Origin of the sequence: Duganella sp. CT11-25, assembly GCF_047302815.1 — a bacterium.
Taxonomy (GTDB): domain Bacteria; phylum Pseudomonadota; class Gammaproteobacteria; order Burkholderiales; family Burkholderiaceae_D; genus Rugamonas.
Map to the genome: position 1 here is coordinate 2,836,102 of NZ_JBKBFD010000001.1, position 23,695 is coordinate 2,859,796.

Below are 23,695 nucleotides of genomic sequence, written 5' to 3' on the forward strand. Positions count from 1 at the left end.
TTAGCTACGCGCGCCGGCTACACCGAACTCCCGAATAAAATCACTGAAGAAGACCATGTCCGATAACAAATCCGCAAAGAAGCCTGAAAGCAAATACCCGGTCAACATGACCGAAACTCCGTTCCCGATGCGCGGCGATATGGCCAAGCGCGAGCCGAACTGGGTCAAGGAATGGCAAGACAAGAAGATCTACGAGCGCGTGCGCAAGGCCGCCGCCGGCCGTCCGAAATTCATCCTGCACGACGGCCCGCCGTACGCCAACGGCGACATCCACATCGGCCACGCCGTCAACAAGATCCTCAAGGACATGGTCGTCAAATCGCGCACCCTGGCCGGCTACGACGCGCCCTACGTGCCGGGCTGGGATTGCCACGGCATGCCGATCGAGATCCAGATCGAAAAACAATACGGCAAGAACCTGCCGACCGCCGAAGTGCTGACCAAGGCCCGCGCCTACGCGCTGGAGCAGGTCGACCGCCAGCGCAAGGACTTCATCCGCCTCGGCGTGCTGGGCGAATGGCAGAACCCTTACCTGACCATGAACTACTCGAACGAGGCCGACGAACTGCGCGCCCTCGGCAAGATGCTGGAAAAAGGCTATGTCTACCGCGGCCTGAAGCCGGTCAACTGGTGCTTCGACTGCCAGTCCGCGCTGGCGGAAGCGGAAGTGGAATACCAGGACAAGCGCGATCCGGCCATCGACGTCGGCTTCAAGTTCGCCGAATTCGGCAAGCTGGCCGCCGCCTTCGGCCTGGACCGGCTGCCGACCGAGAACGGCTTCGTCGTCATCTGGACCACCACGCCCTGGACCATCCCGTCCAACCAGGCGCTGAACGTCCATCCCGAACTGAAATACGCGCTGGTCGAAACCGCGCGCGACGGCCAGCCTTTGCTGTTGATCCTGGCGCAGGAACTGGTGGAGGCCTGCCTCGCGCGCTACAAGCTGGACGGCGTCACCATCGCCACCTGCGACGGCGCCGCGCTGGGCGGCATCAGCTTCCGCCACCCGCTGCACGCGTCGGACGCCTTCTTCGACCGCCTGTCGCCGATGTACCTGGCCGACTACGTGACCGCCGACAGCGGCACCGGCGTGGTCCACTCGGCGCCCGCCTACGGCCTGGACGACTTTATATCCTGCAAGGCGCACGGCCTGAAGGACGACCAGATCCTGACCCCGGTGATGGGCGACGGCAAATACGCGTCGACGCTGCCGCTGTTCGGCGGCATGACCATCTGGGAAGCCTCCAAGCCGATCTGCGGCGCCCTGAAGGAAGCCGGCGCACTGTTCGAAGTGAAGATGTTCGACCACAGCTATATGCACTGCTGGCGCCACAAGTCGCCGATCATCTACCGCGCCACCTCGCAGTGGTTCGCCGGCATGGACGTGCATCCGAAGGACGGCGGCGCCACGCTGCGCCAGTCGGCGCTGGCCGGCATCGAACAGACCGAATTCTTCCCCGACTGGGGCAAGGCGCGCCTGCACGGCATGATCGCCAACCGTCCCGACTGGACGCTGTCGCGCCAGCGCCAATGGGGCGTGCCGATGGCCTTCGTGGTCCACAAGGAAACCGGCGAGCTGCACCCGCGCACCCAGGAGCTGCTGGAGCAGGTGGCCCAGCTGATCGAAAAAGGCGGCATCGACGCCTGGCTGGCGCTCGACCTGAAAGACCTGATCGGCGCCGAAGCCGAGATGTACATCAAGAACAAGGACACGCTGGACGTCTGGTTCGACTCCGGCTCCACCCACCAGACCGTGCTGCGCGGTTCGCACAAGCAGCAGTCGGCCTTCCCCGCCGACCTGTACCTGGAAGGTTCGGACCAGCACCGCGGCTGGTTCCATTCCTCGCTGCTGACGTCCTCGATGCTGAACGGCGCGCCGCCGTACAAGGCGCTGCTGACGCACGGCTTCGTGGTCGACGGCGAAGGCAAGAAGATGTCCAAGTCGATCGGCAACACGGTCGCGCCGCAGGACGTGTGGAACAAGCTGGGCGCCGACATGCTGCGCCTGTGGGTGGCCACCACCGACTACACCGGCGAACTGTCGATCTCCGACGAGATCCTCAAGCGCGTGACCGAAGCCTATCGCCGCATCCGCAACACACTGCGCTTCCTGCTGGCCAACCTGTCGGACTTCGACGCCGCCAAGGACGCCGTGCCGGTCGCCGAACTGCTGGAAATCGACCGCTACGCGATCGCCAACATGGCCGCGCTGCAGGCGGAAATCGCCCAGCACTACCTGCGCTACGAGTTCCAGCCGATCTACTCCAAGCTGCAGAACTTCTGCTCCGAGGACCTGGGCGGCTTCTACCTCGACATCCTGAAGGACCGCCTGTACACCACCGGCGTCGGCTCGCAGTCGCGCCGTTCGGCGCAGACCGCGCTGTGGCATATCACGCAAAGCCTGCTGCGCCTGATGGCGCCGGCGCTGTCGTTCACGGCCGAAGAAGCCTGGGCCATCTTCGCCGGCCCGGAAGCCTTCAACGCCAGCGACGAGACCATCTTCACGCAGACCTGGTGGCAGTTGCCGGAACTGGCCGACGGCGCGGCGCTGCTGGCCAAGTACACGGCGCTGCGCGAAGTGCGCACCGACGTCACCAAGCAGCTGGAAGACCTGCGCACCTCGGGCGCGATCGGTTCCTCGCTGCAGGCGGAACTGACCATCAAGGCCGCCGGCGACAAGTACCAGCTGCTGGCCAGCCTGGAAGAGGACCTGAAGTTCGTCTTCATCACCTCGCTGGCCAAGGCCGTCGAAGTGGGTAGCGAAGCCGACGAAACGGTGGAAGTGGCCGCATCGGCCGCCGCCAAGTGCGAACGCTGCTGGCACTACCGCGCCGACGTCGGCGCGCATGCGGACCACCCTACCCTGTGCGGCCGCTGCCATAGCAATCTGTTTGGTGCGGGCGAAAAACGCAAGTTCGCTTAATATACAGCCCGTCGTTCCCGCGCAGGCGGGAACCCATGCCGAGCCTGACGCGGATGCTCAGCATGGATTCCCGCCCACGCGGGAATGACGGCGAAACCGCTGGGTACATATTGATAACTCATGGCCACTAAAAAAATCTTCCCGACCAAATCCTCGTCGAGTCTCACGCCGTGGCTGTGCATTGCCGCCATCGTCATCCTGTTCGACCAGCTGTCCAAGATCACCATCGCCAAGACCTTCCAGCTGGGCGAGGAAAAATTCGTCACGTCCTTCTTCAACCTGGTGCTGGCCTATAACAAGGGCGCGGCCTTCAGCTTCCTGCACAACAGCGGCGGCTGGCAGCGCTACTTCTTCACCGCGATCGGCATCGGCGCGGCGATCTACATCATCATCCTGCTGAAGAAGCACGGCGGCCAGCGCATGTTCTCGTGGGCGCTGGCGCTGATCCTGGGCGGCGCCATCGGCAACGTCGTCGACCGCCTGCTGTACGGCCACGTGATCGACTTCCTGGACTTCCACTGGAGCGGCATCGGCCACTTCCCGGCGTTCAACCTCGCCGATTCGGCGATCTGCGTCGGCGCCGCCCTGTTCATCCTGGACGAACTGCGCCGGGTGAACCGTTAAATAGGGAGCTGCATCATGATGGAACTCACCGGTAAGAAAATCGTCCTCGGCCTGTCCGGCGGCGTGGCCTGCTACAAGGCGGCGGAACTGTGCCGCGCGCTGACCAAGGCCGGCGCCTCGGTGCAGGTCGTGATGACCGAGGCCGCGGCCCACTTCATCACCGCCGTCACCATGCAGGCGCTGTCCGGCAACAAGGTGTTCAGCAGCCAGTGGGACCCGCGCGTGGACAACAACATGGCCCACATCGACGTCACCCGCGACGCCGACGCCATCATCATCGCGCCCTGCTCGGCCGACTTCATGGTCAAGCTGGCGCACGGCGTCTGCGACGACCTGCTGTCGACCATGTGCCTGGCGCGTCCGCGCCTGGTGCCGCTGCTGGTGGCGCCGGCCATGAACGTCGAGATGTGGCAGAACCCCGCCACCCAGCGCAACGCGCAGCAGCTGCGCGACGACGGCATCGTCATCTTCGGCCCCGCCGCCGGCGACCAGGCCTGCGGCGAGGTGGGCATGGGCCGCATGCTGGAACCGTCGCAGCTGCTCGAAGAGCTGATCGCCTCGTTCCAGCAGAAGGTCCTGGCGGGCAAGCGCATCCTGATCACCGCCGGCCCGACCTTCGAGCCGATCGACCCGGTGCGCGGCATCACCAATCTGTCCTCGGGCAAGATGGGATACGCCGTGGCCCGCGCCGCGCGCGAAGCCGGCGCCGAAGTGGTGCTGGTATCCGGCCCGACCGCGCTGCCGGCGCCGTTCGGCGTCACCCGCATCAACGTCCAGAGCGCGCTGCAGATGCACGACGCGGTGATGGCCAATGTCGACCACCAGCACATCTTCATCGCCGTGGCGGCGGTCGCCGACTGGCGCATCGCCAACGCCAGCGACCAGAAGCTGAAGAAAAACCCGGACGGCTCGGTACCCGACCTGAAGTTCGAGCAGAACCCGGACATCCTGGCCACCGTCGCCGCCCGCACCTCGCTGGCCGGCCATCCTTACTGCGTGGGCTTTGCCGCCGAATCGGAAAACCTGATCCAGTTCGGCGCCGACAAGCGCGAAAAGAAAGGCATCCCCCTGCTAGTAGGGAATATCGGCCACCACACCTTCGGCCAGGACGACAACACCATCATCCTGTTCGATGAAAACGGCCACACCATTTTGCCGCGCGCCGACAAGCTGACGCTGGCGCGCCAACTGATTTCGGAGATCTCCAAACGGATCTCCCAGCACTCCTTATTTGCCAAATAAATGAAAAACATCGACGTCAAAATCCTCGACCCGCGCATGAAAGACCAGCTGCCGGCCTACGCCACCCCGGGTTCGGCCGGTCTCGACCTGCGCGCCTGCATCGACGCGCCGATGGTGATCGAAGCCGGCCAGACCGTGCTGATCCCTACCGGCCTGGCGATCCATGTCGCCGACCCGGGCTACGCCGCGATGATCCTGCCGCGCAGCGGCATGGGCCACAAGAACGGCATCGTGCTGGGGAATCTGGTAGGCTTGATCGACTCGGACTATCAGGGCCAGTTGATGATTTCGACCTGGAACCGCGGCCACAGCAGCTTCACGCTGAACCCGATGGAACGCCTGGCGCAGTTGATCATCGTGCCGGTGCTGCAGGTCGGTTTCAATATCGTTGAAGAATTCGACACCAGCGAACGCGGTGCCGGCGGTTTTGGCAGCACCGGAAAACACTAAAAATAACGGAGCACAGGGATGGTCCAGCAGAACCAAGTCAATCGATACGCCACTTTATCCCTGCTTGCCGCAGCGTCGCTGCTGACGGCCTGCTCCGCTTTCCAATCCAAGCCGGCGACGCCCGAGCCGCCGCCGGCGGTGGTCAAGAACGTCACCGAAGGCCCGCCGGTGGTCACCGCCAAGATGGCGGCCGCGCGCGCGCAGCTTAGCCAGATGGTGGCGCTGCAGGACCGCCTGTATCGCATCGCCGGCCCGCTGTTGATCAACAACGCCGACCTGTGCCGCGCGCAGGCGCGCAACCTGCTCGGCTTCACCGCCAAGAACAAATACTCCTACACCGGCGAATTCGTCGACGCCGCGCAAGCGGTGCTGAACTACGGCGACCGCCTGGAAGTGGCCAGCGTGCTGACCGGCAGCGGCGCCGCGCGCGTCGGCCTGCGCAAGGGCGACGGCCTGGTGGCGGCGGAGGGCAAGACCCTGCCGACCGGCGCCAACGCCGAGACCCAGGCCGCCGGCGTGCTTGGCCCGCTGGCCGGCAGCAGCAAGGTCTTGAACATGACCGTGTCCCGCAACGGCGCCAACCAGGCGCTGAAGGTGCCGGTCACCCGCGCCTGCGCCTTCAAGATCGACATCGGCAATTCGGACAACATCAACTCCTACGCCGACGGCCAGCGCGTGATGATCACGCGCGGCATGGTCAACTTCGCCCAGAGCGACGAAGCCATCGCCTACGTGCTGGCCAAGGACATCGCCCACAATGTGCTGGGCCACGCGGCCACCACCAAGCAGGCCTACACCATCGGCAGCATCATCGACAACCTGGTCGCCGTGCGGCCGGACTTGTCGATGCTGATCGGCACCGCCGGCGTCAAGCCGGTGCCGCAGGATCTCGATGCGGCGGCCGACAACCTGTCGCTGTACATGGTGGCGCGCGCCGGTTATAACGTCGACAACGCGCGCGCCTTCTGGCAGCGCCTGGCCACCCAATATCCCGCCACCGTGCTGAACGGTTATACTGCCACCCATCCCGCCGTTTCCTACCGCCTGGGGGTGATCGACAAGACCGTCGCCGAGATCAAGGGCAAGCAGGCGGCCAAAAAACCGTTGCTGCCGTAATCCCTTAAGAGAACGCTATGAAAAAACCCGGCCTGATCGCAATCATCCTGATGCTGGCGGCCGGCTGGGCCCAGGCCGCGCAATGGGCGCGCGTGGGCGGCGGCAGCGGCAACGCCTTCTACATCGACAAGGCCAGCGTCATCAAGATGGACAAGACGCGCAAGGTCTGGTCCATGCACAGCTATGCCAGGACGCAAACGACGCCCGAAGGCAAGCCTTACCGCTCGCTCAAGGCGCTGCACCTGTACTCCTGCGACGAGCGCACCACCACCCTGCTGTCGCAGGTGTTCTATCCCGAGGCCATGGGCAAGGGCGAGCCGGTGGAAAACTACAAATACGAGAAATTCAGCCCGGAAGACATCGTGCCGGACAGCCCGTTCGACAACGCGCTGGCTGCGGTCTGCAAGCTTTAGTTCGGAAAGTGGGGGAAGACGGTTCCCATCAGCCAGGTCAGCCCGGCGCAAAACAGCACTGCCAGTATCAGCACGATCAGCAGGCGGCCGAATTTAGGCGAGCCGTCATCTTCCTTGGGGTCGTTCATGGCAGTCCCTGCAAGCTTTAGAGAGCCGTAGTATATTCCAATCATGGACTCTATCGATCTCGAAGTATTAAAAACCAGCGCCGCCTGGATCGCCGCAGGGCGCCGCTGCGAACTCATCACCGTCATCAAGACCTGGGGCTCCAGCCCGCGCCCGATCGGCGCCACGCTGGCCATCTGCGAAGACGGCACGGTGATCGGCTCGGTCTCGGGCGGCTGCATCGAGGACGACCTGATCGCCCGCGTGCGCGACCACGGCATCAGCCGCACCATCCCTGAAATCGTCAGCTACGGCATCACCGCCGACGAGGCGCACCGCTTCGGCCTGCCCTGCGGCGGCACCATTGAATTGTCGATCGAGCCGCTGTCCGGGCGCAGCCGCATCGCCGAACTGCTGCAGCGGCTGGAACAGCACGAACTGGTGCAGCGCCGGCTCGACCTGCGCAGCGGCGAGGTGGCGCTGTCCAAGGCCGCGCCGGGCGCGCAGATGCAGGTCAGCGAGCAGGTCATGGTCACGCTGCACGGCCCGCGCTGGCGCCTGCTGATCATCGGCGCCGGGCAGCTGTCGCGCTTTTTGGCGCAGATCGCCACGGCGATGGATTACCACGTGATCGTCTGCGACCCGCGCGAGGAATACCGCAGCGGCTGGCATGTCGACGGCGTGCAGCTGGTGCACGACATGCCGGACGATACCGTGCTGGCGATGCAGCTGGACCGCCGCAGCGCGGTGGTGGCACTGACGCACGATCCCAAGCTGGATGACATGGCGCTGATGGAAGCCCTGAAATCGGACGCGTTCTACGTCGGCGCGATCGGCTCGCGGCTGAACAACAGCAAGCGCCGCGAGCGGCTGCTGGAATTCGACCTGACGCCGGAGCAGCTGGCGCGTTTGCACGGGCCGATCGGCCTGTACATCGGCAGCAAGACGCCATCCGAGATCGCGATCTCCATCCTGGCCGAAATGACGGCGATTAAGAACGGCGTGCCAACCGGGATGCTGATACCACATGCCGCCTCGCCGACGGCGCCGGGCGAAGCCGTGTGCGCGGTCGATACCGGCGCGGTGTAAAAGAGCGCAAGCGCAGACAATTCAAAAGCAAGAATCGGCTTTCGCTATTCCCTGTGACCGGCGACAATCGTCATTTAGCATCCAACCGGAATCCGCATGAGCACCGCCAACCTACTCCGACTGATCTTCCTGGCCGCCATCTGGGGCGGCTCCTTCCTGTTCATGCGGATCGCCGCGCCGGTGCTGGGCGCGGCCGTGCTGATCGAATACCGCGTGCTGTTCGCCGCGCTGTTCCTGGCGGCGATCGGCGTCTTCCTGAAAAAGAAACTGGACCTGCGCGCGCACTGGAAGCACTACCTGATCCTCGGCCTGTTCAACTCCGCCATTCCGTTCCTGATGTTCGCCTTCGCCGCGCGCACGCTGTCGGCCTCCGTGCTGGCGGTGCTGAACGCCACCACGCCGCTGTGGGGCACGCTGATCGCCGCCGTCTGGTCGCGCCACATGGTCAGCGCCAAGGTCATGCTCGGCCTCGCTCTGGGCACCTGCGGCGTCGCGCTGCTGGTCGGCTTCGACCATGTCAGCTCCAAGCCGGGCGCCGGCATCGCGATCGCGGCCGTGCTGTTCGCCTCCTTCAATTACGGCATCGCCAGCAACTACGCCAAGCAGGCCAAGACGGTCGAACCGTTCGCCAACGCGCACGGCTCGATGTGGGCCTCCGCGTTGCTGGTGCTGCCGGTGGTGCCGTTCTTCCCGGCGCCGGCCGAGCCGACCATCGGCATCATGGGCGCCGTCATCGCGCTGGGCGTGTTGTGCAGCGGCGTGGCCTACCTGATCTACTTCCGCCTGATCCAGGATGTCGGCCCGTCGTCGGCACTGACGGTGACCTTCCTCAGTCCCTTGTTCGGCATCCTGTGGGGCATGCTGTTCCTCGGCGAGACGGTCGGCTGGTACACCTTTGTCGGCGCCGCCATCGTCATCACCGGCACCGCGCTGGTGACGGGCTTCCGTCCCAGCCTGGGCTTCCTGAACAAGGCCAAGGCAGCGTGAAGCCCTTCAGCCTCCCGCTGCCGGCCAACTACCGCCTGCACGACGTCCTCGCCTTCCATAGCCGCGATACCGAAAGCGTCGCCGAGGAAGTCAGTGCCGAACGCCTGCGCAAGGGCATCCTGCTGGACGGCGTGCCGGTGGTGCTGGATATCGCCCTGTCGCCCGCCAGCGCCAGCTGCACCGTGCACGCGGACGGCAAGCTGGCCAAGGCCGCGCAGGAGCAGGTGCGCGAAGCGGCGCTGAGCATCCTCGGCCTGCGCATCGATCCCGAACCGTTCAGCGCCTTCGCCGCCAGGGACAAGATGTTCGGGCCGCTGACACGCTCCCAGCCCGGCCTGCGCATCGTGCAATCGGCCACCGTGTTCGAGGCACTGACCTGGGCCATCATCGGTCAACAGATCAACCTCTCGTTCGCGATCTCGCTGCGCCGCACCTTCATCCTGCAGGCGGGCCGGCAGCACAGCAGCGGCTTGTGGTGCTACCCTGCCGCCGCCGATGTCGCCAGGCTGGAGATCGACGATCTCACCAGCCGCAAATTCTCGCGCGCCAAGGCTGAAACCTTGCTGCGGCTGGCGCGCCTGGTCGCGGACGGCGAACTGGATCTCGACGTCTCCGCGGCCAACGGCATCGAGCAGATCTCGGCCGCGCTGCTGGCCGTCAAAGGCATCGGCCCGTGGACCGTCAACTACGGCCTGCTGCGCGGCTACGGCTACGCCGATTGCTCGCTGCACGGCGACGTCGCGATCCGCGCCGCGCTGCAAGCGCTGCTCGGCGAAGACACCAAGCCGGACATGCCGCGCACCGAAAAAATCCTCGCCAAATACAGCCCGCACCGCACCATGGCCGCCGCCCACCTGTGGGCCAGCCTGCACCCGCGCGATCCCGCCGAGTAGATTGTGCTTGAGCCTGACGCTACGTCAGGCTTTACGATCCCTGCATGTCTTCACCATGCGGGAACCTATGAGCTGGATCGAAAAACTTCTACCGCCCCGCATCAAGCGCGGCGATGCCGGACAGCGCCTGTCGATGCCGGCAGGCCTGTGGATCAAATGCCCGGCCTGCGACGCGGTGCTGTACCGCGCCGACCTGGAAGCCAACCTGCACGTCTGCCCCAAGTGCAGCCATCACATGCGCATCCGCGCCCGCGCGCGCCTCGACGCCCTGCTCGATAGCGGCGGCCGGCACGAGATCGGCCACGAGGTCCTGCCGCTCGACACGCTCAAATTCAAAGGCAGCAAAAGCTATCCTCAGCGCCTGCAGGCCGCGACGGAAGCCACCGGCGAAACCGACGCCATGATCGTCATCGGCGGCGCCATCCTGTCGGTGCCGGTGGTGGTGGCCTGCTTCGAATTCGACTTCATGGGCGGTTCGATGGGATCGGTGGTCGGCGAGCGTTTCGTGCGCGGCGTGCAGGCGGCGATCGACCAGCATGTGCCGTTCATCTGCATCACCGCCAGCGGCGGCGCGCGCATGCAGGAAGGGTTGATGTCGCTGATGCAGATGGCGAAGACCACCGCCATGCTGGCCAGGCTGGCCGAGCGCAAGCTGCCCTTCGTTTCGGTGCTGACCGATCCCACGTCGGGTGGCATCTCGGCCTCGTTCTGCTTTCTCGGCGACCTGGTGATCGCCGAACCGAAGGCGCTGATCGCCTTCACCGGCGCGCGCGTCATCAAGAGCACGCTGGGCGTGACACTGCCGGAGGGCTACCAGCGGCCCGAGTTCCTGCTCGAGCGCGGCGCCATCGACATGATCGTCGATCGCCGCGAGATGCGCGCCGAGCTGGCGGCGCTGCTGGCATTGCTGCTCAAATTGCCGAAGGATGCGGTGGCCTGAAGTACACTATCGCGCATGAAAGAACATCGTGACAGCACCGTGTTGAAAATCGGCGAGCTGGCCGCCCGCTCCGGCCTGACGGTGCGTGCGCTGCACCACTATGACAGCATCGGCCTGCTGACGCCATCGGCGCGCGCCGATTCCGGCTACCGGCTGTACAACCGCGCCGACGTCGCGCGCCTGCACCAGATCCAGGCGCTGCGGCGTTTCGGCATGTCGCTGGCCGACATCGGCACCTTCCTCGCCAGCCCGGACGCGCCATTCGCCGACGTCGTCGCGCAGCAGATCGAAGCGCTGGGCCAGCAGATCGCGCAAGCGACAGCGCTGCGCGAGCAGCTATCGCAACTGCACCGGCAGATGGCCGGCGGCGCCGAACCGGAACTGACGGACTGGCTGTCCGCACTGGAGTTGATGAACCTCTACGACAAGTATTTTACGAAGGATGAACTGCGCAAGCTGCCGTTCTGGCAGCAGGACGCGCGCCGCAACAGCGGCTGGTCGGCGCTGGTCAGGCAGATACAGGCCTTGATGCAGCAAGGCGTGCCGGCCGGCGACGCGCGGACGCGCGAACTGGCCGAGCGCTGGATGCGGATGCTCGAACGCGACACGGCCGCCAATCCCGAATTCGCGCGCCGTATCACGGTGATGATGGATATGGAACCGTCCGCGCAGCTGCACACCGGGATCACGCCGCAGTTGAAGCAATATGTCATCGAAGCCTTCGGCGAGCATCGTCTTGCGCTGTACGCGCAGTACCTGGATGCGGATGAATTGCGCCATATGCGCGTGCATGGCGGCCAGCATGGACAGGAGTGGATCGCGCTGCTTGCGCAAGTCCACCAGCACATCGAAACCGGTGCCGCGCCGGACGATCCCGCATCCCAAGCGCTGGCGCGGGAATGGATGAGATTATTCCGCGCCCGCATCGGCGACAACCCCGCCACGCTGGCCAAGATCCGCCGCGCGCACGAGCAGGAACCGCGCCTGCTGACCGGCACCTGGGCTACGCCGGCCATGCTCGATTTCATCAGGAAATCGTACGCCACACTGGCTTGAGCAAGCGTAAAGTAGAAGTCCACCCAGCGCCCTAAGATTGCGAAGGTGCCCCATGGACGATCACATCAACAACCTCTACGAAGCCGACTTTCTCGCCTGGATCAACACCCAGGCCGAACTCCTGCGCGCCAAGCATTTCGATCAGCTTGATCTGGAAAACCTTGTCGAGGAGCTCGAAGGTATGGCGCGCAAAGAAAAGCATGAACTCAAGCATCGCCTCGAACAACTCATCATGCATCTGCTGAAATGCAAACTGCAACCGGAGCACATTTCGGGAAGCTGGCGGGGAACGATCCGCGAGCAGCGAATCCGCATCCAGGACTTGCTGGAGGCCATGCCAAGTCTAACGCCTTTGGTCGATGCGTATATGGAGCGTTCTTACACTCGCGCGGCAGCGCTCGCAGCGGACGACACAGGCATGTCCCGCTCGGCCTTTCCCGCGACTATGCCATTCAGCAAAGCGCAATTGCTCGACCCTGACTATATCCCCTGAGATCGCGGAGGCATCATGGACGATCACCTCGACACCGACTACGACGCCGACCTGCTCCTGTGGACCAGCAAGCAGGTGGAACTGCTGCGCGCCAAACAGTTCGACCTGTTGGACCTGGAAAACCTCATCGAGGAACTCGAGGGCTACATGAGAAAAGAAAAACGCGAAGTAGACAGCCGGTTGCGCGTGCTGCAAAAGCATTTGTTGAAGTACAAATATCAACCGCAGCGCATTTCCAGCAGCTGGATCAGCACCATCAACGAACAGCGCAGTGAAATAGAATCGGCGCTGTCGGATATGCCCAGCCTGCGTCGCAGCGTCGAAGGCTACGTCGCCAAAAGCTATCCGAAAGCCGTGAGGGAGACGATAAGGGAAACACGGCTGCCGCCGTCAACCTTCCCGAAACAAAATCCCTTCACCGTCCAGCAAATCCTCGACGAAGACTATTGGCCGGGCGTAAACGACAAAGCCGCTGATACCTGACGGTATCAACGGCTTTTGAATTTGGTTGCGGGGACAGGATTTGAACCTGTGACCTTCGGGTTATGAGCCCGACGAGCTGCCAGACTGCTCCACCCCGCGTCTGATGTCATCATTATAGGGCAGATCGGCAATTTAGGCAATCTTAATCCTGAAAACGAGCGCGATAGTCCGAATAAATGCAGTTACTTATAGGCATAGGCCATGCCGCGCTGCGCGCAATCGGTGTAAAGTAGCCATAAAACCGACTTGAGCTACTCCCTTATGAAATTCTGTTCCGAATGCGCCTCCCCCGTCAGCCTGTCGATTCCGGCTGGCGACAACCGCCCACGTTATGTCTGCGCCAACTGCGCCGCGATCCATTACCAGAACCCGAAAATGGTGCTGGGCTCGATCCCGGTCTGGGAGCGCGACGGCGAACTGAAGATCCTGCTGTGCAAGCGCGCCATCGAACCGCGCTACGGCTATTGGACGCTGCCGGCCGGCTTCATGGAAAACAATGAGACCACGGCCGAAGCGGCGATCCGCGAAACCCAGGAAGAAGCCGGCGCCAATATCGAGCTGGGCAAGCTGTTCACGCTGCTCAACGTCGCCCGCGTGCACCAGGTGCATATGTTCTACCTGGCCACGCTGGTCGACCTCGACTTCGCCCCCGGCGAGGAAAGCCTGGAAGTGCAAATGTTCAGCGAATCGGAAATCCCCTGGGACGACCTGGCCTTCCCCACCATCCGCACCACGCTGGAACTGTTCTTCGCCGACCGCGTCAAAATGCGTGAGGGCGGCAGCTATGGCTTCCACACCCAGGACATCACCCACAACATGCGCCCGGACATTGCAGCAAAGTGACGCTGTGACATGATTCCATGGCTCGACACCCATAGCCCCTTCCCCGACGTCTCCCAAGCGTTGACCACCGACGCGCCGGGACTGCTGGCGGCCGGGGCCGACCTGTCGCCGCAACGGCTGCTGATGGCCTACCGGCACGGCATCTTCCCGTGGTTTTCGGAAGGCCAGCCCATCCTGTGGTGGAGCACCGATCCGCGCATGGTGCTGATGACCGCGCGCTTCCGCATCTCCGACAGCCTGAAGAAAACCCTGCGCAAGATCGAACGCAGCATGGACCAAGGCGGCCGCTGGCAGGTGCGCTTCGACGGCGCCTTCGAGCAGGTGATGCGCGCCTGCGCCGCCCCGCGCCGCGACGGCCCCGGCACCTGGATCTCGGACGACATCATCGCCGGCTACACCGGCCTGCACGCGCTCGGCTACGCCCACTCGGCCGAGCTGTGGCTGGACGGCGAACTGGTCGGCGGCGCCTACGGCGTCAGCATCGGCCGCATGTTCTACGGCGAATCGATGTTCGCGCGCGTCACCGACGGCTCCAAGATCGCGCTGGCCTACCTGGTGCGCTTCCTGCGCGCGCACGGCGTCGAGATGATCGATTGCCAACAGGAGACCGGCCACCTGGCCTCGCTGGGCGCATCGCCCATCCCGCGCGCGCAATTCCTGGCGCATCTGCGCAACACTATTGAATTGCCTCAGATCACCACGTGGGAACCCATTGCACCGCTGGCCCCGGACAGTTAAGCTAAAGGTGAAAGCGCTGTCCTGGACTACGCGCTATCATTGGTACTAAACAACCGCCCTCGATAGGACGTGCATGACGCACCTGAACGATCTGCCTTTCGCGACGCTGCAGTTTTACACCACGGCGCCCTACCCATGCAGCTACCTCGACGCGCGCCAGGCGCGCTCGCAGGTCGCTACGCCCTCGCATCTGATCAACGCGGACGTCTACTCGGAACTGGTCAAGAACGGCTTCCGCCGCAGCGGCATCTTTACATATCGGCCATATTGCGACGGTTGCCAAGCCTGCATCCCGGTGCGCGTGGTGGCCGACCAGTTCGTGCCCAGCCGCGGCCAGCGGCGCGCCTGGGCCAGGCACGGCCACCTGGTGGCCGGCGTCGCCACGCTCTCGTTCTCCGACGAACACTACGACCTCTACCTGCGCTACCAGAGCAAGCGCCACGCCGGCGGCGGCATGGACCAGGACAGCCGCGACCAGTACGCGCAGTTCCTGCTGCAAAGCCGCGTCAACACGCGGCTGGTGGAGTTCCGCGAGCCGGACGGCACGCTGCGCATGGTCAGCATCATCGACGTGCTGTCGGACGGGCTGTCGTCGGTGTACACCTTCTTCGATCCCGATGTCGAGGGCGCCTCGTTCGGCACCTTCAACGTTTTATGGCAAATTGCACAAGCCCGCGAGCTGAAGCTGCCGTATGTGTATCTGGGCTACTGGATCAAGGAAAGTCCGAAGATGTCCTACAAGACCAACTTCAAACCATTGGAAGCGCGCATCAAAGGCATGTGGAGCGTGCTGGACGCCTGATAAAATACGGGCGACCACCAACCTGAGCGCCCCATGTCCGAAAAATTCCTGTACTCCCTGGCCCGTCCGATGCTGTTCTCGATGGACGCCGAAGCCGCCCACCACTTCACCCTTCCCGCACTCAAGCGCGCCGCCGCACTGGGCTTGACCAGGCTGGTCAAGCAGCCCAAGGCCGATCCGCGCACCGTGATGGGCATCACCTTCAAGAATCCGGTCGGCCTGGCCGCCGGTCTGGACAAGGATGGCGCCTATATCGACGCGCTGGCCGACCTGGGCTTCGGCTCGATCGAAGTGGGCACGGTGACGCCGCGCGCGCAGCCGGGCAATCCGAAGCCGCGCATGTTCCGCCTGCCGGAAGCGCACGCCATCATCAACCGCATGGGCTTCAACAACGGCGGCGTCGACGCCTTTGTCGCCAACGTGCAGTCGTCGCGCTTCTACCAGGACAAGGCCGGCGTGCTGGGCCTGAACATCGGCAAGAACGCCGACACGCCGATCGAGCGCGCCACCGACGACTACCTGCACTGCCTGGAAAAGGTTTATCCGTACGCCAGCTATGTGACGGTCAACATCTCGTCGCCGAACACCAAGAACCTGCGCCAGCTGCAGGGCGGCTCGGAACTGGACGGCCTGCTGGGCACCTTGAAGCAAGCCCAGCTGCGCCTGGCGGACCAGCACCAGCGCTACGTGCCGCTGGCCCTGAAGATCGCGCCGGACATGGACGGCGACCAGGTCAAGAACATCGCCGACGCGCTGCTGCGCCACAAGATCGACGGCGTCATCGCCACCAACACCACCTTGAGCCGCGACGCCGTCACCGGCATGCGGCATGGCGCCGAAGCGGGCGGCCTGTCGGGCGCACCGGTGTTCGAGTTTTCCAACACCGTGATCCGTTTATTGAAGGCCGAGCTGGGCGATGCATTGCCGATCATCGGCGTCGGCGGCATCATGCGCGGCGCGGACGCCAAGGTCAAGATGGAGTGCGGCGCGCAGCTGGTGCAGCTGTACAGCGGTTTAATCTACGCCGGCCCGGCGCTGGTGCGCGATTGCGCGGACGCCGTGCGCGGCCGCTAAGGAGACTACAGATGCAGAAGATACAACTCGGCGCCAGCGATCTGCAGGTCAGCAAGATCTGCCTGGGCACCATGACGTTCGGCGAGCAGAACACGGAAGCCGAAGCGCACAGCCAGCTCGACTACGCGTTCGAGCGCGGCATCAACTTCATCGACACGGCGGAAATGTATCCGGTCCAGCCGCGCGCGCAGACGCAGGGTGCGACCGAGCGCCACATCGGCAGCTGGCTGAAGAAGACTGGCCTGCGCGACAAGGTGGTCCTCGCCACCAAGGCGGCCGGGCCGAACGCCAGCATCACCTGGGTGCGCGGCGGCAAGGCGCGCAATTTCGACGCCGCCAACCTGCGCGCCGCGGTCGACACCAGCCTGAAGCGGCTGCAGACCGAGCATATCGATTTATACCAATTGCACTGGCCCAGCCGCAACGTGCCCATCTTCGGCAACAACGTCTTCAATCCCCAGCACGAGCGCAACTGCGTGGCGATCGAGGAAACGCTGGCCGCGCTGGGCGACCTGGTCAAGGAAGGCAAGATCGGCGCCATCGGCGTCTCGAATGAATCGTGCTGGGGCGTGAACGAATTCATCAAGCAGGCCGAGATGAAAGGCCTGCCGCGCATCGCCACCATCCAGAACCTGTACAACCTGACGGCGCGCCACTACGAGACCAGCCTGCTGGACGAGACCTGCTACCGCGAGAACGTCAGCCTGCTGGCGTACAGTCCGCTGGCCTTCGGCCAGTTGACGGCCAAATACCATGACGATCCCAAGGCGCACGGCCGGCTGACGATCTTCCCGCCGACCTGGAGCCCGCGCTACCTGCGTCCGGCGGTACTGGAAGCGGTCGCGCAATACACGAAGCTGGCGCGCGACAACGGCCTCACGCCGACGCAACTGGCGCTGGCCTGGTGTTACTCGCGCTGGTTCGTCGCCTCGACCATCATCGGCGCCACCACGCTGGCGCAGCTGAAGGAAAACATCGACGCCTACGAGATCCAGCTACCGAAGGAGCTGATCGACCAAGTGGACGCCATCCATGCCCGCATCACCAACCCCGGCCAGTAACCCCGAAACTCCGGGGTCAGGTCCAGAACACGGACACGGGCTCTGCTGTAGGCGCTTATACAGCAGAGCTTGTGTCCGTGTTCTGGACCTGACCCCGGATTTACAAACGGGCAACGCGATATCCGGAACTTGAATATCATTAGACGTAAGCATTCGTGGGCAGCGACTTTGCCCTCTGGTAAGCTTTTCCTCATCTAAACGTTCAAGAGCCCATATGACCACACGCCACACCGCCAAGCCGCTTCTGCTCGCCAGCCTGATCGCTTCCGTCGTCATTCCCGCCTTTGCCCAACAAGCGCCAGTCGACGGCGAACTGCAGTCCGTCGTTGTCACCGGCACCTATGCCAAGAACCGCCGCACCATCGATTCCGAATCGCCGGTCGACGTCATCGGCGCGCGCGAGCTGCAGGCCAGCGGCTCGACCGAGCTGGCCACCGTGCTGGGCCGCTTGCTGCCGTCGATGAATTTCCCGCGCCCTTCCGGCGCCGACGCCAGCGATGCCGTGCGTCCGGCCCAGCTGCGCGGCCTGTCGCCGGACCAGACCCTGGTGCTGGTGAACGGCAAGCGCCGCCATACGTCTGCCGTGGTCAACGTCAACGGCACCCAGGGACGCGGCTCGGCGCCGGTGGACTTGAACGCGATCCCGCTGTCGGCCATCGATCACATCGAGGTGCTGCGCGATGGCGCGGCGGCCCAGTACGGTTCCGATGCGATCGCCGGCGTGATCAACATCATCCTGAAGAAAGGCGCCAGCGGCGGCGAGGTCGAGGTCGGCTTCGGCGAGTACCAGGAGCGCGACGGCAAGCAGAAAACCCTGCGCGGCTCGGCCGGCTTCAACCTCGGCGACGACGGCTGGGTGCGCATCGCCGTCGAGGCGGCCGACCGCGATCCCACCAACCGCGCCGGCCCGGATTCACGCAACAAGCTGGAGCCGCTGTACGGCCAGGTGGTGCAGCGCTTCGGCGATCCGGAGACCAAGCCGCGCACGCTGTTCGTCAACAGCCAGTACCGCATCGACGATGATATCGACTGGTACGCCTTCGCCAACTACGGCCGGCGCGACACGTCGGCCGCGGCGACCTGGCGCACCGCGCTGGTGGCCGTCAACGTGCCGCCCACGCCGACCGTCCCGGCCCACACCGAGTACGTGCAGCGCACGCCGATTTATCCGAACGGCTTCCTGCCGCTGGAAAACAGCGAGTCGACCGACCTGTCGCTGGTGACCGGCCTGCGCGGCGAGGCGTCCGGCTGGCGTTGGGACGCCAGCCTGAATTACGGCAGCAACGAATTCCAGCTGGATCTGGACCATACCGTCAACCAAAGCCTGAACGCCGCCAGCCCGACCCATTTCTACGCGGGCAAGCTGAAAAACTCGCAGGCGCTGTTGAACTTCGACGTGGCGAAAGACTATCCGGTGGCGGCCTTCAGCGGTCCGCTGACGGTGGCGCTGGGCGTGGAAGCACGGCATGAGAAGTACCAGATCGGCGCCGGCGACGAGGCCTCTTACAGCGGCACCGGTGCGCAGGGCTTTTCCGGTTTCCGCCCGGTGAATGCGGGCAGCAACAGCCGCCACAACGAATCGATCTACGCCAACCTGGAAGCGGAAGTGACCAAGCAGTTTTCCGCGTCGGCGGCGCTGCGTCACGAACGCTACAGCGATTTCGGCAACACCACCTCGGCCAAGGGGTCGGCACGCTACGCGTTCAACGATGCGGTGTCGCTGCGCGGCACGGCGTCGTCCGGTTTCCGCGCGCCGTCGCTGGCGCAGCAGTTCTATACGATCACGACCACCAATTTCTCGGTCGTCAACGGTTCCAATACCGCGATCGAGACCGGCACCTTCGCGGTGGGCAGCGCCGCCGCCGCCGCGCTGGGCGCGACGCCGCTGAAAGCCGAGAAAGCCCGCAACTACAGCCTCGGCCTCCAGTTGCAGCCCACCCGCAACTGGACCGCGAGCATCGACGCCTACCGTATCGATATCGACGACCGCGTGGCGCTGTCGGCCAATATGACCCTGTCGCCGACGCTGCAAGCCACGCTGGCCAAGCAGGGCATCCTGGTCGGCGCGGGCCGCTACTTCACCAACGCCATCGACACGCGCACCACCGGCGTCGACGTGGTGAGCACCTATCGCTGGGATACGGCGAGCGCGGGCCGTTATGACTTTACCGCGGCCTACAACCACAACAAGAACTCGCTGGAGCATGTGAACGCCAATCCAGCAGTCCTGACCGACAACAACCTGACGCTGATCGACCGCCAGACCATCAACCGCCTGACCGTGGGTTCGCCGAAGGACAAGTTCAGCCTGGCCACCGACTGGTCGCTGGGCGCGTGGGGCGCGCGCGGCGTGGTCACGCGCTACGGCAGCTTCACCGTGCCGCAGAATAACGCGACGCTGGACCAGGTCTACGATCCGCAATGGGTGCTGGACCTGTCGGCCAGCGTGAAGCTGAGCAAGAACTGGCGCCTGAGCGCGGGCATCGACAACGTCACCGACCGCTATCCGGACCAGGTCACGTCGGCGGGCAACCTCAACAACAACGGCATCAATCCGTACAGCGGCTTCGCACCGAACGGCTTCAACGGCCGCTACTACTACGCCAAGGCCGGCTACAGCTGGTAGGGCCTAGGCCGCGGTCAGTTGCCGGGGCTGCGGCCGGCGCGGCGGCGCCGCATAAGCCGGCGCGCCGGCCAGCTTGAACACGCTGACCGCCTGCGCCAGCAAGTCCGCCTGGTCGCGCATGCTTTGCGCGGCGGCGGCGGCTTCCTCCACCAACGCGGCGTTCTGCTGCGTCGCATCGTCGATCGAGACGATGGCCTGGTTGACCTGCTCGATGCCGCTGCTCTGTTCGCTGCTGGCGGCGCTGATCTCGGTCATGATGTCGGCCACCTGCTTGACCGCCTTGACGATGCCATCCATAGTCGCGCCCGCCTCATCGACCAGCGCCGCGCCGGCATCGACCGTCTCCACCGAGCGCCCGATCAATTCCTTGATTTCCTTGGCCGCGCTGGCCGAGCGCTGCGCCAGGTTGCGCACCTCGGACGCCACCACCGCAAAGCCCCGGCCCTGCTCGCCCGCACGCGCCGCCTCCACCGCCGCGTTCAGCGCCAGGATATTGGTCTGGAAGGCGATGCCGTCGATCACGCTGATGATGTCGACGATCTTGCTGGAGCTTTCCTTGATCGCGCCCATCGTCGTCACCACCTGCCCGACCACCCGGCCGCCCTTGGTGGCGAAATCGGAGGCCGACACCACCAGCTTGGTGGCCTGGCGCGCGTTCTCGGCGTTCTGCGTCACGGTGGAGGTCAGCTCCTCCATCGACGATGCCGTCTCTTCCAGGCTGGATGCCTGCTGCTCCGTGCGGCTGGACAGGTCCAGGTTGCCGCTGGCGATTTGATTGGACGCGGTGGCGATGGTGTCGGTGCCCGAGCGCACCTGGCCGACCGTGCGCGCCAGGCTGTCGTTCATGTCGATCAGCGCGCGCAGCAGCAGGCCGGTTTCATCGGTGGTGTCGCACTCCATGCGCATGGTGAGGTCGCCGCCGGCCACCGCCTGCGCCATGCCGACCGCACGGTTCAGCGGCCGCGTGATGCTGCGCGTAATCCACAGCAGCACCCAGGCGGCCAGGCCGGCCGCGACCACCGTCAGCAGGATCATCGTGTTGCGCGAGCTGGAATAGGATTGCCCGGCGACGACGCTGGCGTCTTCGATGGCGGCGTTTTGATATTTGACCAGCTCGGTCAGCGCGTTCAGATAGGCGGTCTGTTCCTTGCGCACCGTGGTCAGCAGATATTTCACCGACTCGTCATGCTTGTCGATGTCGCCGGACATGGCGACGAACGCGGTCTGCACCACCGCGTACTTGGCGCGCGCGTCCAGCACGGCTTGCAGCCTGGCCTTGCTTTGCGGGTCTTCGTCGTCGGCGATCAGCACGCCCAGCTTGTCCAGCCGCGCGGCGTTTTCCACCTTGCGCTTGTCGACGCGCTCCATCTCGGCCTTGATCACCTCGGGATCCTTGGACAGCATGGCGTTGCGCATGGCGCGGGCGATGTCGTTGACGCCGCCTATCGTTTCGTAAGCGAGTATCACCTTGGGAACCTTGTCGGCGGCGAGGTCGTTGGTGTTGTTATTCAACTTGCCAAGATTGCCTATACCGATCACCGAGATGCCGACCATGAACACGATCGAGACACCCAGGCCGGCCGCGAGCCGGTAGCCGATTTTCCAATTACCGATACCCATCATGCCCCCCATCAGTGGAATGCTGGGTATCAGTATATGGTCATTTCATCATGCAAATAGGAAAATTTTTGCAGACTGTTTTGTGGCCGCCACAATACTTCGGCGGCCACGCGGGATCAGGAGAGATCCCCGCCGTTGAGGGCGGCGTCGATGTCGGCGCGGCTCAGGTCCGGCGCGAATTCCTGGATGAAGTGGTAGGCGTAGGAGCGCAGGTAGGCGCCCTTGCGCACCGCCAGCCGCGTGGTGTTCTGCGCGAACAGGTGCGACGCCTCCACCGCGCGCATGCCCTTGTCGCGGCCGTGGTCGAAGGCCATCGAGGCGACGATGCCGACGCCCAGTCCCAGCGACACATACTGCTTGATCACGTCCGAATCCATCGCCGTCAGCACGATGTCCGGCTTGACGCCGGCCGCCGCGAACGCCGCGTCGATATGGCCGCGGCCGGTGAAGCCGACGTCATAGGTGATCAGCGGGAACTCGGCCAGGTCTTCCAGCCGGATCGGCGAGCGCGTCAACAACGGATGGCCGTCCGGCACCACGATGATGTGGCTCCAGCGGTAGCACGGGAACGACACCAGGTCCGGGAATTGCGACAAGCCTTCGGTGGCGATGCCGATGTCGGTCTTGCCGGACAAGATCCATTCGGCGATGTGCTCGGGCGCGCTCTGCTGCAGGGCGATGCGCACGTCCGGATAGGCGCTGCGGAAACTCTGCACCACCTTCGGCAAGGCATAGCGCGCCTGGGTGTGGGTCGCTGCCACGCTCAGGGTGCCGCTTTGCTGGCCGGTGTATTCCAGGCTGGCCTGCTGCAGGTTTTCCGCCTCGATCAGCAGGCGGTCGATGATCTTCAGGATGCCCTTGCCGGGCTCGGTCATGCCGGTCAGGCGCTTGCCGTTGCGTTCGAAAATCACGACGCCCAGCTCATCCTCCAGTTCGCGGATCTGGCGCGACACGCCGGGCTGCGAGGTGAACAGGGCGTTCGCCACTTCGGTCAGGTTGTAGCCGCGCCGGGCGGCTTCGCGGATGGACCGCAGTTGTTGGAAATTCATATGGATGCTCCTTGGTCGACGAACACCCGCAGGCGCTTGGGACGCACGACCAGGGTCTCGCCCTCTTTCAGTTGCAGGCTGCTGAAGCGCTCGTTGGACATCACGGCTTCGATCAGTTCGGAGGTATCGTCGCGCTGCAGGTCCAGCTGCGCCAGCGGGCCGATCGCATGGGCGCGGCGCAGCTTGACGACGATGCCTTCCGCGCCCGGCGTGTAGCGGTCGATTTCCAGGTCGTGCGGACGCACGTAGGCGGTGCCCTTGCCGTCGGCGTCGGGCTGGCCCGGCACCTGGAAGCTGGCGTCGCCGCTGGCCAGGATGCCGTCCTGCACGCGGCCGTGGAACATGTTGACGTTGCCGAGGAAGCCGTAGACGAACGGCGAGGCCGGATGGTTGTAGACCTCGGCCGGCGCGCCGATCTGTTCGACGTTGCCCTTGTTCATCAGCACCACCTGATCGGCCACTTCCAGCGCCTCTTCCTGGTCGTGGGTGACGAAGATCGACGTCACATGCAGGTCGTCGTGCAGGCGGCGCAGCCAGCGGCGCAGTTCCTTGCGCACCTTGGCGTCCAGCGCGCCGAACGGCTCGTCCAGCAGCAGCACGCGCGGCTCGACCGCCAGCGCGCGCGCCAGCGCGATACGCTGGCGCTGGCCGCCCGACAGTTGCGGCGGATAGCGGTCGGCCAGCCAGTCCAGCTGCACCAGCTCCAGCAGGTCCTTGACCTTGCGGCGGATCTGCTCTTCCGACGGCCGCTCGGCGCGCGGCTTGACGCGCAGGCCGAAGGCGACGTTTTCAAACACGGTCATGTGCTTGAACAGCGCGTAGTGCTGGAACACGAAGCCGACCTGGCGCTCGCGCACGTGGCGGTGGGAGGCGTCGTTGGAGTCCAGCAGCACCTGGCCGGAGTCGGGATGCTCGAGGCCGGCGATGATGCGCAGCAGCGTGGTCTTGCCGCAGCCCGAAGGCCCCAGCAGCGCCGTCAGTTCGCCTTGCGGGAAGTCCAACGAGACATTGTTGAGGGCGACGAAATCGCCGAAACGCTTGTTGATGTTTTTAACTTCGATCGTCATG

At 64.6% G+C, this 23,695-nt stretch carries 23 protein-coding genes and 1 tRNA gene; 19 read left to right on the forward strand and 5 right to left on the reverse strand.

The annotated features are described in order from the left end of the window. Positions 1-55: 55 nt before the first annotated feature. From ileS to ACEN9F_RS12055, 6 genes are all read left to right on the forward strand, one after another. Positions 56-2,923 (forward strand): isoleucine--tRNA ligase, encoded by a 2,868-nt coding sequence (ileS, locus tag ACEN9F_RS12030; protein ID WP_413420252.1) that lies wholly within the window; start codon positions 56-58, stop codon positions 2,921-2,923. Positions 2,924-3,043: 120 nt separating this feature from the next. After that, on the forward strand, positions 3,044-3,547 hold the full coding sequence (gene lspA, locus ACEN9F_RS12035; protein WP_413420253.1) for a signal peptidase II: 504 nt from the start codon (positions 3,044-3,046) through the stop codon (positions 3,545-3,547). An 18-nt stretch (positions 3,548-3,565) separates the two neighbouring features. Beyond that, on the forward strand, positions 3,566-4,789 hold the full coding sequence (gene coaBC, locus ACEN9F_RS12040) for a bifunctional phosphopantothenoylcysteine decarboxylase/phosphopantothenate--cysteine ligase CoaBC (RefSeq protein ID WP_413427044.1): 1,224 nt from the start codon (positions 3,566-3,568) through the stop codon (positions 4,787-4,789). Further along, positions 4,790-5,239: a dUTP diphosphatase gene (gene dut, locus ACEN9F_RS12045; protein ID WP_413420254.1), complete on the forward strand. Its 450-nt coding sequence runs from the start codon at positions 4,790-4,792 to the stop codon at positions 5,237-5,239. It abuts the gene before it with no gap. A gap of 18 nt (positions 5,240-5,257) precedes the next feature. Beyond that, a complete protein-coding gene (locus tag ACEN9F_RS12050) occupies positions 5,258-6,355 on the forward strand; it encodes a M48 family metalloprotease (RefSeq protein ID WP_413420255.1) in 1,098 nt (365 codons plus the stop codon). Positions 6,356-6,372: 17 nt separating this feature from the next. Further along, the gene (locus tag ACEN9F_RS12055; protein ID WP_413420256.1) at positions 6,373-6,768 is read left to right on the forward strand and encodes a surface-adhesin E family protein; all 396 of its coding nucleotides are present in this window, start codon (positions 6,373-6,375) and stop codon (positions 6,766-6,768) included. Here the strand turns inward: ACEN9F_RS12055 and ACEN9F_RS12060 are convergent. Beyond that, complete coding sequence (locus tag ACEN9F_RS12060; RefSeq protein ID WP_413420257.1) at positions 6,765-6,896, reverse strand: hypothetical protein; 132 nt, start codon at positions 6,894-6,896, stop codon at positions 6,765-6,767. The two genes, ACEN9F_RS12055 and ACEN9F_RS12060, sit on opposite strands and share 4 nt — an antisense overlap. A 43-nt stretch (positions 6,897-6,939) precedes the next feature. Between ACEN9F_RS12060 and ACEN9F_RS12065 the strand changes: the two genes are divergently transcribed. The 7 genes from ACEN9F_RS12065 to ACEN9F_RS12095 all read left to right on the forward strand — a co-directional run bounded on the left by ACEN9F_RS12065 (position 6,940) and on the right by ACEN9F_RS12095 (position 12,814). After that, on the forward strand, positions 6,940-7,962 hold the full coding sequence (locus ACEN9F_RS12065) for an XdhC family protein (RefSeq protein ID WP_413420258.1): 1,023 nt from the start codon (positions 6,940-6,942) through the stop codon (positions 7,960-7,962). Between the two features lie 96 nt (positions 7,963-8,058). Then, a complete protein-coding gene (locus ACEN9F_RS12070; RefSeq protein WP_413420259.1) occupies positions 8,059-8,949 on the forward strand; it encodes a DMT family transporter in 891 nt (296 codons plus the stop codon). Further along, entirely contained in the window at positions 8,946-9,842 is an 897-nt protein-coding gene (locus tag ACEN9F_RS12075) for a DNA-3-methyladenine glycosylase family protein (RefSeq protein WP_413420260.1), read from the forward strand. Before ACEN9F_RS12070 ends, ACEN9F_RS12075 begins: the two co-directional genes overlap by 4 nt. 67 nt (positions 9,843-9,909) lie before the next feature. Beyond that, positions 9,910-10,782, forward strand: a complete 873-nt coding sequence (accD, locus tag ACEN9F_RS12080) for an acetyl-CoA carboxylase, carboxyltransferase subunit beta (RefSeq protein ID WP_413420261.1) — start codon at positions 9,910-9,912, stop codon at positions 10,780-10,782. A gap of 15 nt (positions 10,783-10,797) precedes the next feature. Further along, positions 10,798-11,838 carry a MerR family transcriptional regulator gene (locus ACEN9F_RS12085; RefSeq protein WP_413420262.1) on the forward strand — a complete coding sequence of 347 codons (1,041 nt, stop codon included), beginning with the start codon at positions 10,798-10,800 and terminating at the stop codon, positions 11,836-11,838. A gap of 52 nt (positions 11,839-11,890) precedes the next feature. Continuing rightward, the gene (locus ACEN9F_RS12090; protein ID WP_413420263.1) at positions 11,891-12,331 is read left to right on the forward strand and encodes a DUF29 domain-containing protein; all 441 of its coding nucleotides are present in this window, start codon (positions 11,891-11,893) and stop codon (positions 12,329-12,331) included. Positions 12,332-12,346: 15 nt separating this feature from the next. Further along, the gene (locus tag ACEN9F_RS12095) at positions 12,347-12,814 is read left to right on the forward strand and encodes a DUF29 domain-containing protein (RefSeq protein ID WP_413420264.1); all 468 of its coding nucleotides are present in this window, start codon (positions 12,347-12,349) and stop codon (positions 12,812-12,814) included. A gap of 22 nt (positions 12,815-12,836) precedes the next feature. Here ACEN9F_RS12095 and ACEN9F_RS12100 read toward each other — a convergent pair. Continuing rightward, a tRNA-Met gene (locus ACEN9F_RS12100) sits at positions 12,837-12,913 on the reverse strand. A gap of 162 nt (positions 12,914-13,075) precedes the next feature. On the opposite strand from ACEN9F_RS12100, the gene ACEN9F_RS12105 reads away from it, so the two are divergent. The 6 genes from ACEN9F_RS12105 to ACEN9F_RS12130 all read left to right on the forward strand — a co-directional run bounded on the left by ACEN9F_RS12105 (position 13,076) and on the right by ACEN9F_RS12130 (position 19,958). Continuing rightward, positions 13,076-13,657 (forward strand): NUDIX hydrolase, encoded by a 582-nt coding sequence (locus ACEN9F_RS12105; protein WP_413420265.1) that lies wholly within the window; start codon positions 13,076-13,078, stop codon positions 13,655-13,657. A 9-nt stretch (positions 13,658-13,666) separates the two neighbouring features. Further along, positions 13,667-14,395 (forward strand): leucyl/phenylalanyl-tRNA--protein transferase, encoded by a 729-nt coding sequence (aat, locus tag ACEN9F_RS12110; protein ID WP_413420266.1) that lies wholly within the window; start codon positions 13,667-13,669, stop codon positions 14,393-14,395. Positions 14,396-14,468: 73 nt separating this feature from the next. Then, positions 14,469-15,197, forward strand: a complete 729-nt coding sequence (locus ACEN9F_RS12115) for an arginyltransferase (RefSeq protein WP_413420267.1) — start codon at positions 14,469-14,471, stop codon at positions 15,195-15,197. A gap of 33 nt (positions 15,198-15,230) precedes the next feature. After that, positions 15,231-16,271 carry a quinone-dependent dihydroorotate dehydrogenase gene (locus ACEN9F_RS12120; RefSeq protein ID WP_413420268.1) on the forward strand — a complete coding sequence of 347 codons (1,041 nt, stop codon included), beginning with the start codon at positions 15,231-15,233 and terminating at the stop codon, positions 16,269-16,271. A gap of 11 nt (positions 16,272-16,282) precedes the next feature. Beyond that, complete coding sequence (locus ACEN9F_RS12125; protein WP_413420269.1) at positions 16,283-17,332, forward strand: aldo/keto reductase; 1,050 nt, start codon at positions 16,283-16,285, stop codon at positions 17,330-17,332. Positions 17,333-17,546: 214 nt separating this feature from the next. Next, a complete protein-coding gene (locus ACEN9F_RS12130) occupies positions 17,547-19,958 on the forward strand; it encodes a TonB-dependent receptor plug domain-containing protein (RefSeq protein WP_413420270.1) in 2,412 nt (803 codons plus the stop codon). Between the two features lie 3 nt (positions 19,959-19,961). Here the strand turns inward: ACEN9F_RS12130 and ACEN9F_RS12135 are convergent, their stop codons facing one another. The 3 genes from ACEN9F_RS12135 to ACEN9F_RS12145 form a co-directional block, all read right to left on the reverse strand. After that, positions 19,962-21,578 carry a methyl-accepting chemotaxis protein gene (locus ACEN9F_RS12135; RefSeq protein WP_413420271.1) on the reverse strand — a complete coding sequence of 539 codons (1,617 nt, stop codon included), beginning with the start codon at positions 21,576-21,578 and terminating at the stop codon, positions 19,962-19,964. 116 nt (positions 21,579-21,694) lie between these two features. Then, entirely contained in the window at positions 21,695-22,627 is a 933-nt protein-coding gene (locus ACEN9F_RS12140) for a CysB family HTH-type transcriptional regulator (protein ID WP_413420272.1), read from the reverse strand. Beyond that, complete coding sequence (locus ACEN9F_RS12145) at positions 22,624-23,694, reverse strand: sulfate/molybdate ABC transporter ATP-binding protein (RefSeq protein ID WP_413420273.1); 1,071 nt, start codon at positions 23,692-23,694, stop codon at positions 22,624-22,626. Before ACEN9F_RS12145 ends, ACEN9F_RS12140 begins: the two co-directional genes overlap by 4 nt. Position 23,695 lies beyond the last annotated feature (1 nt).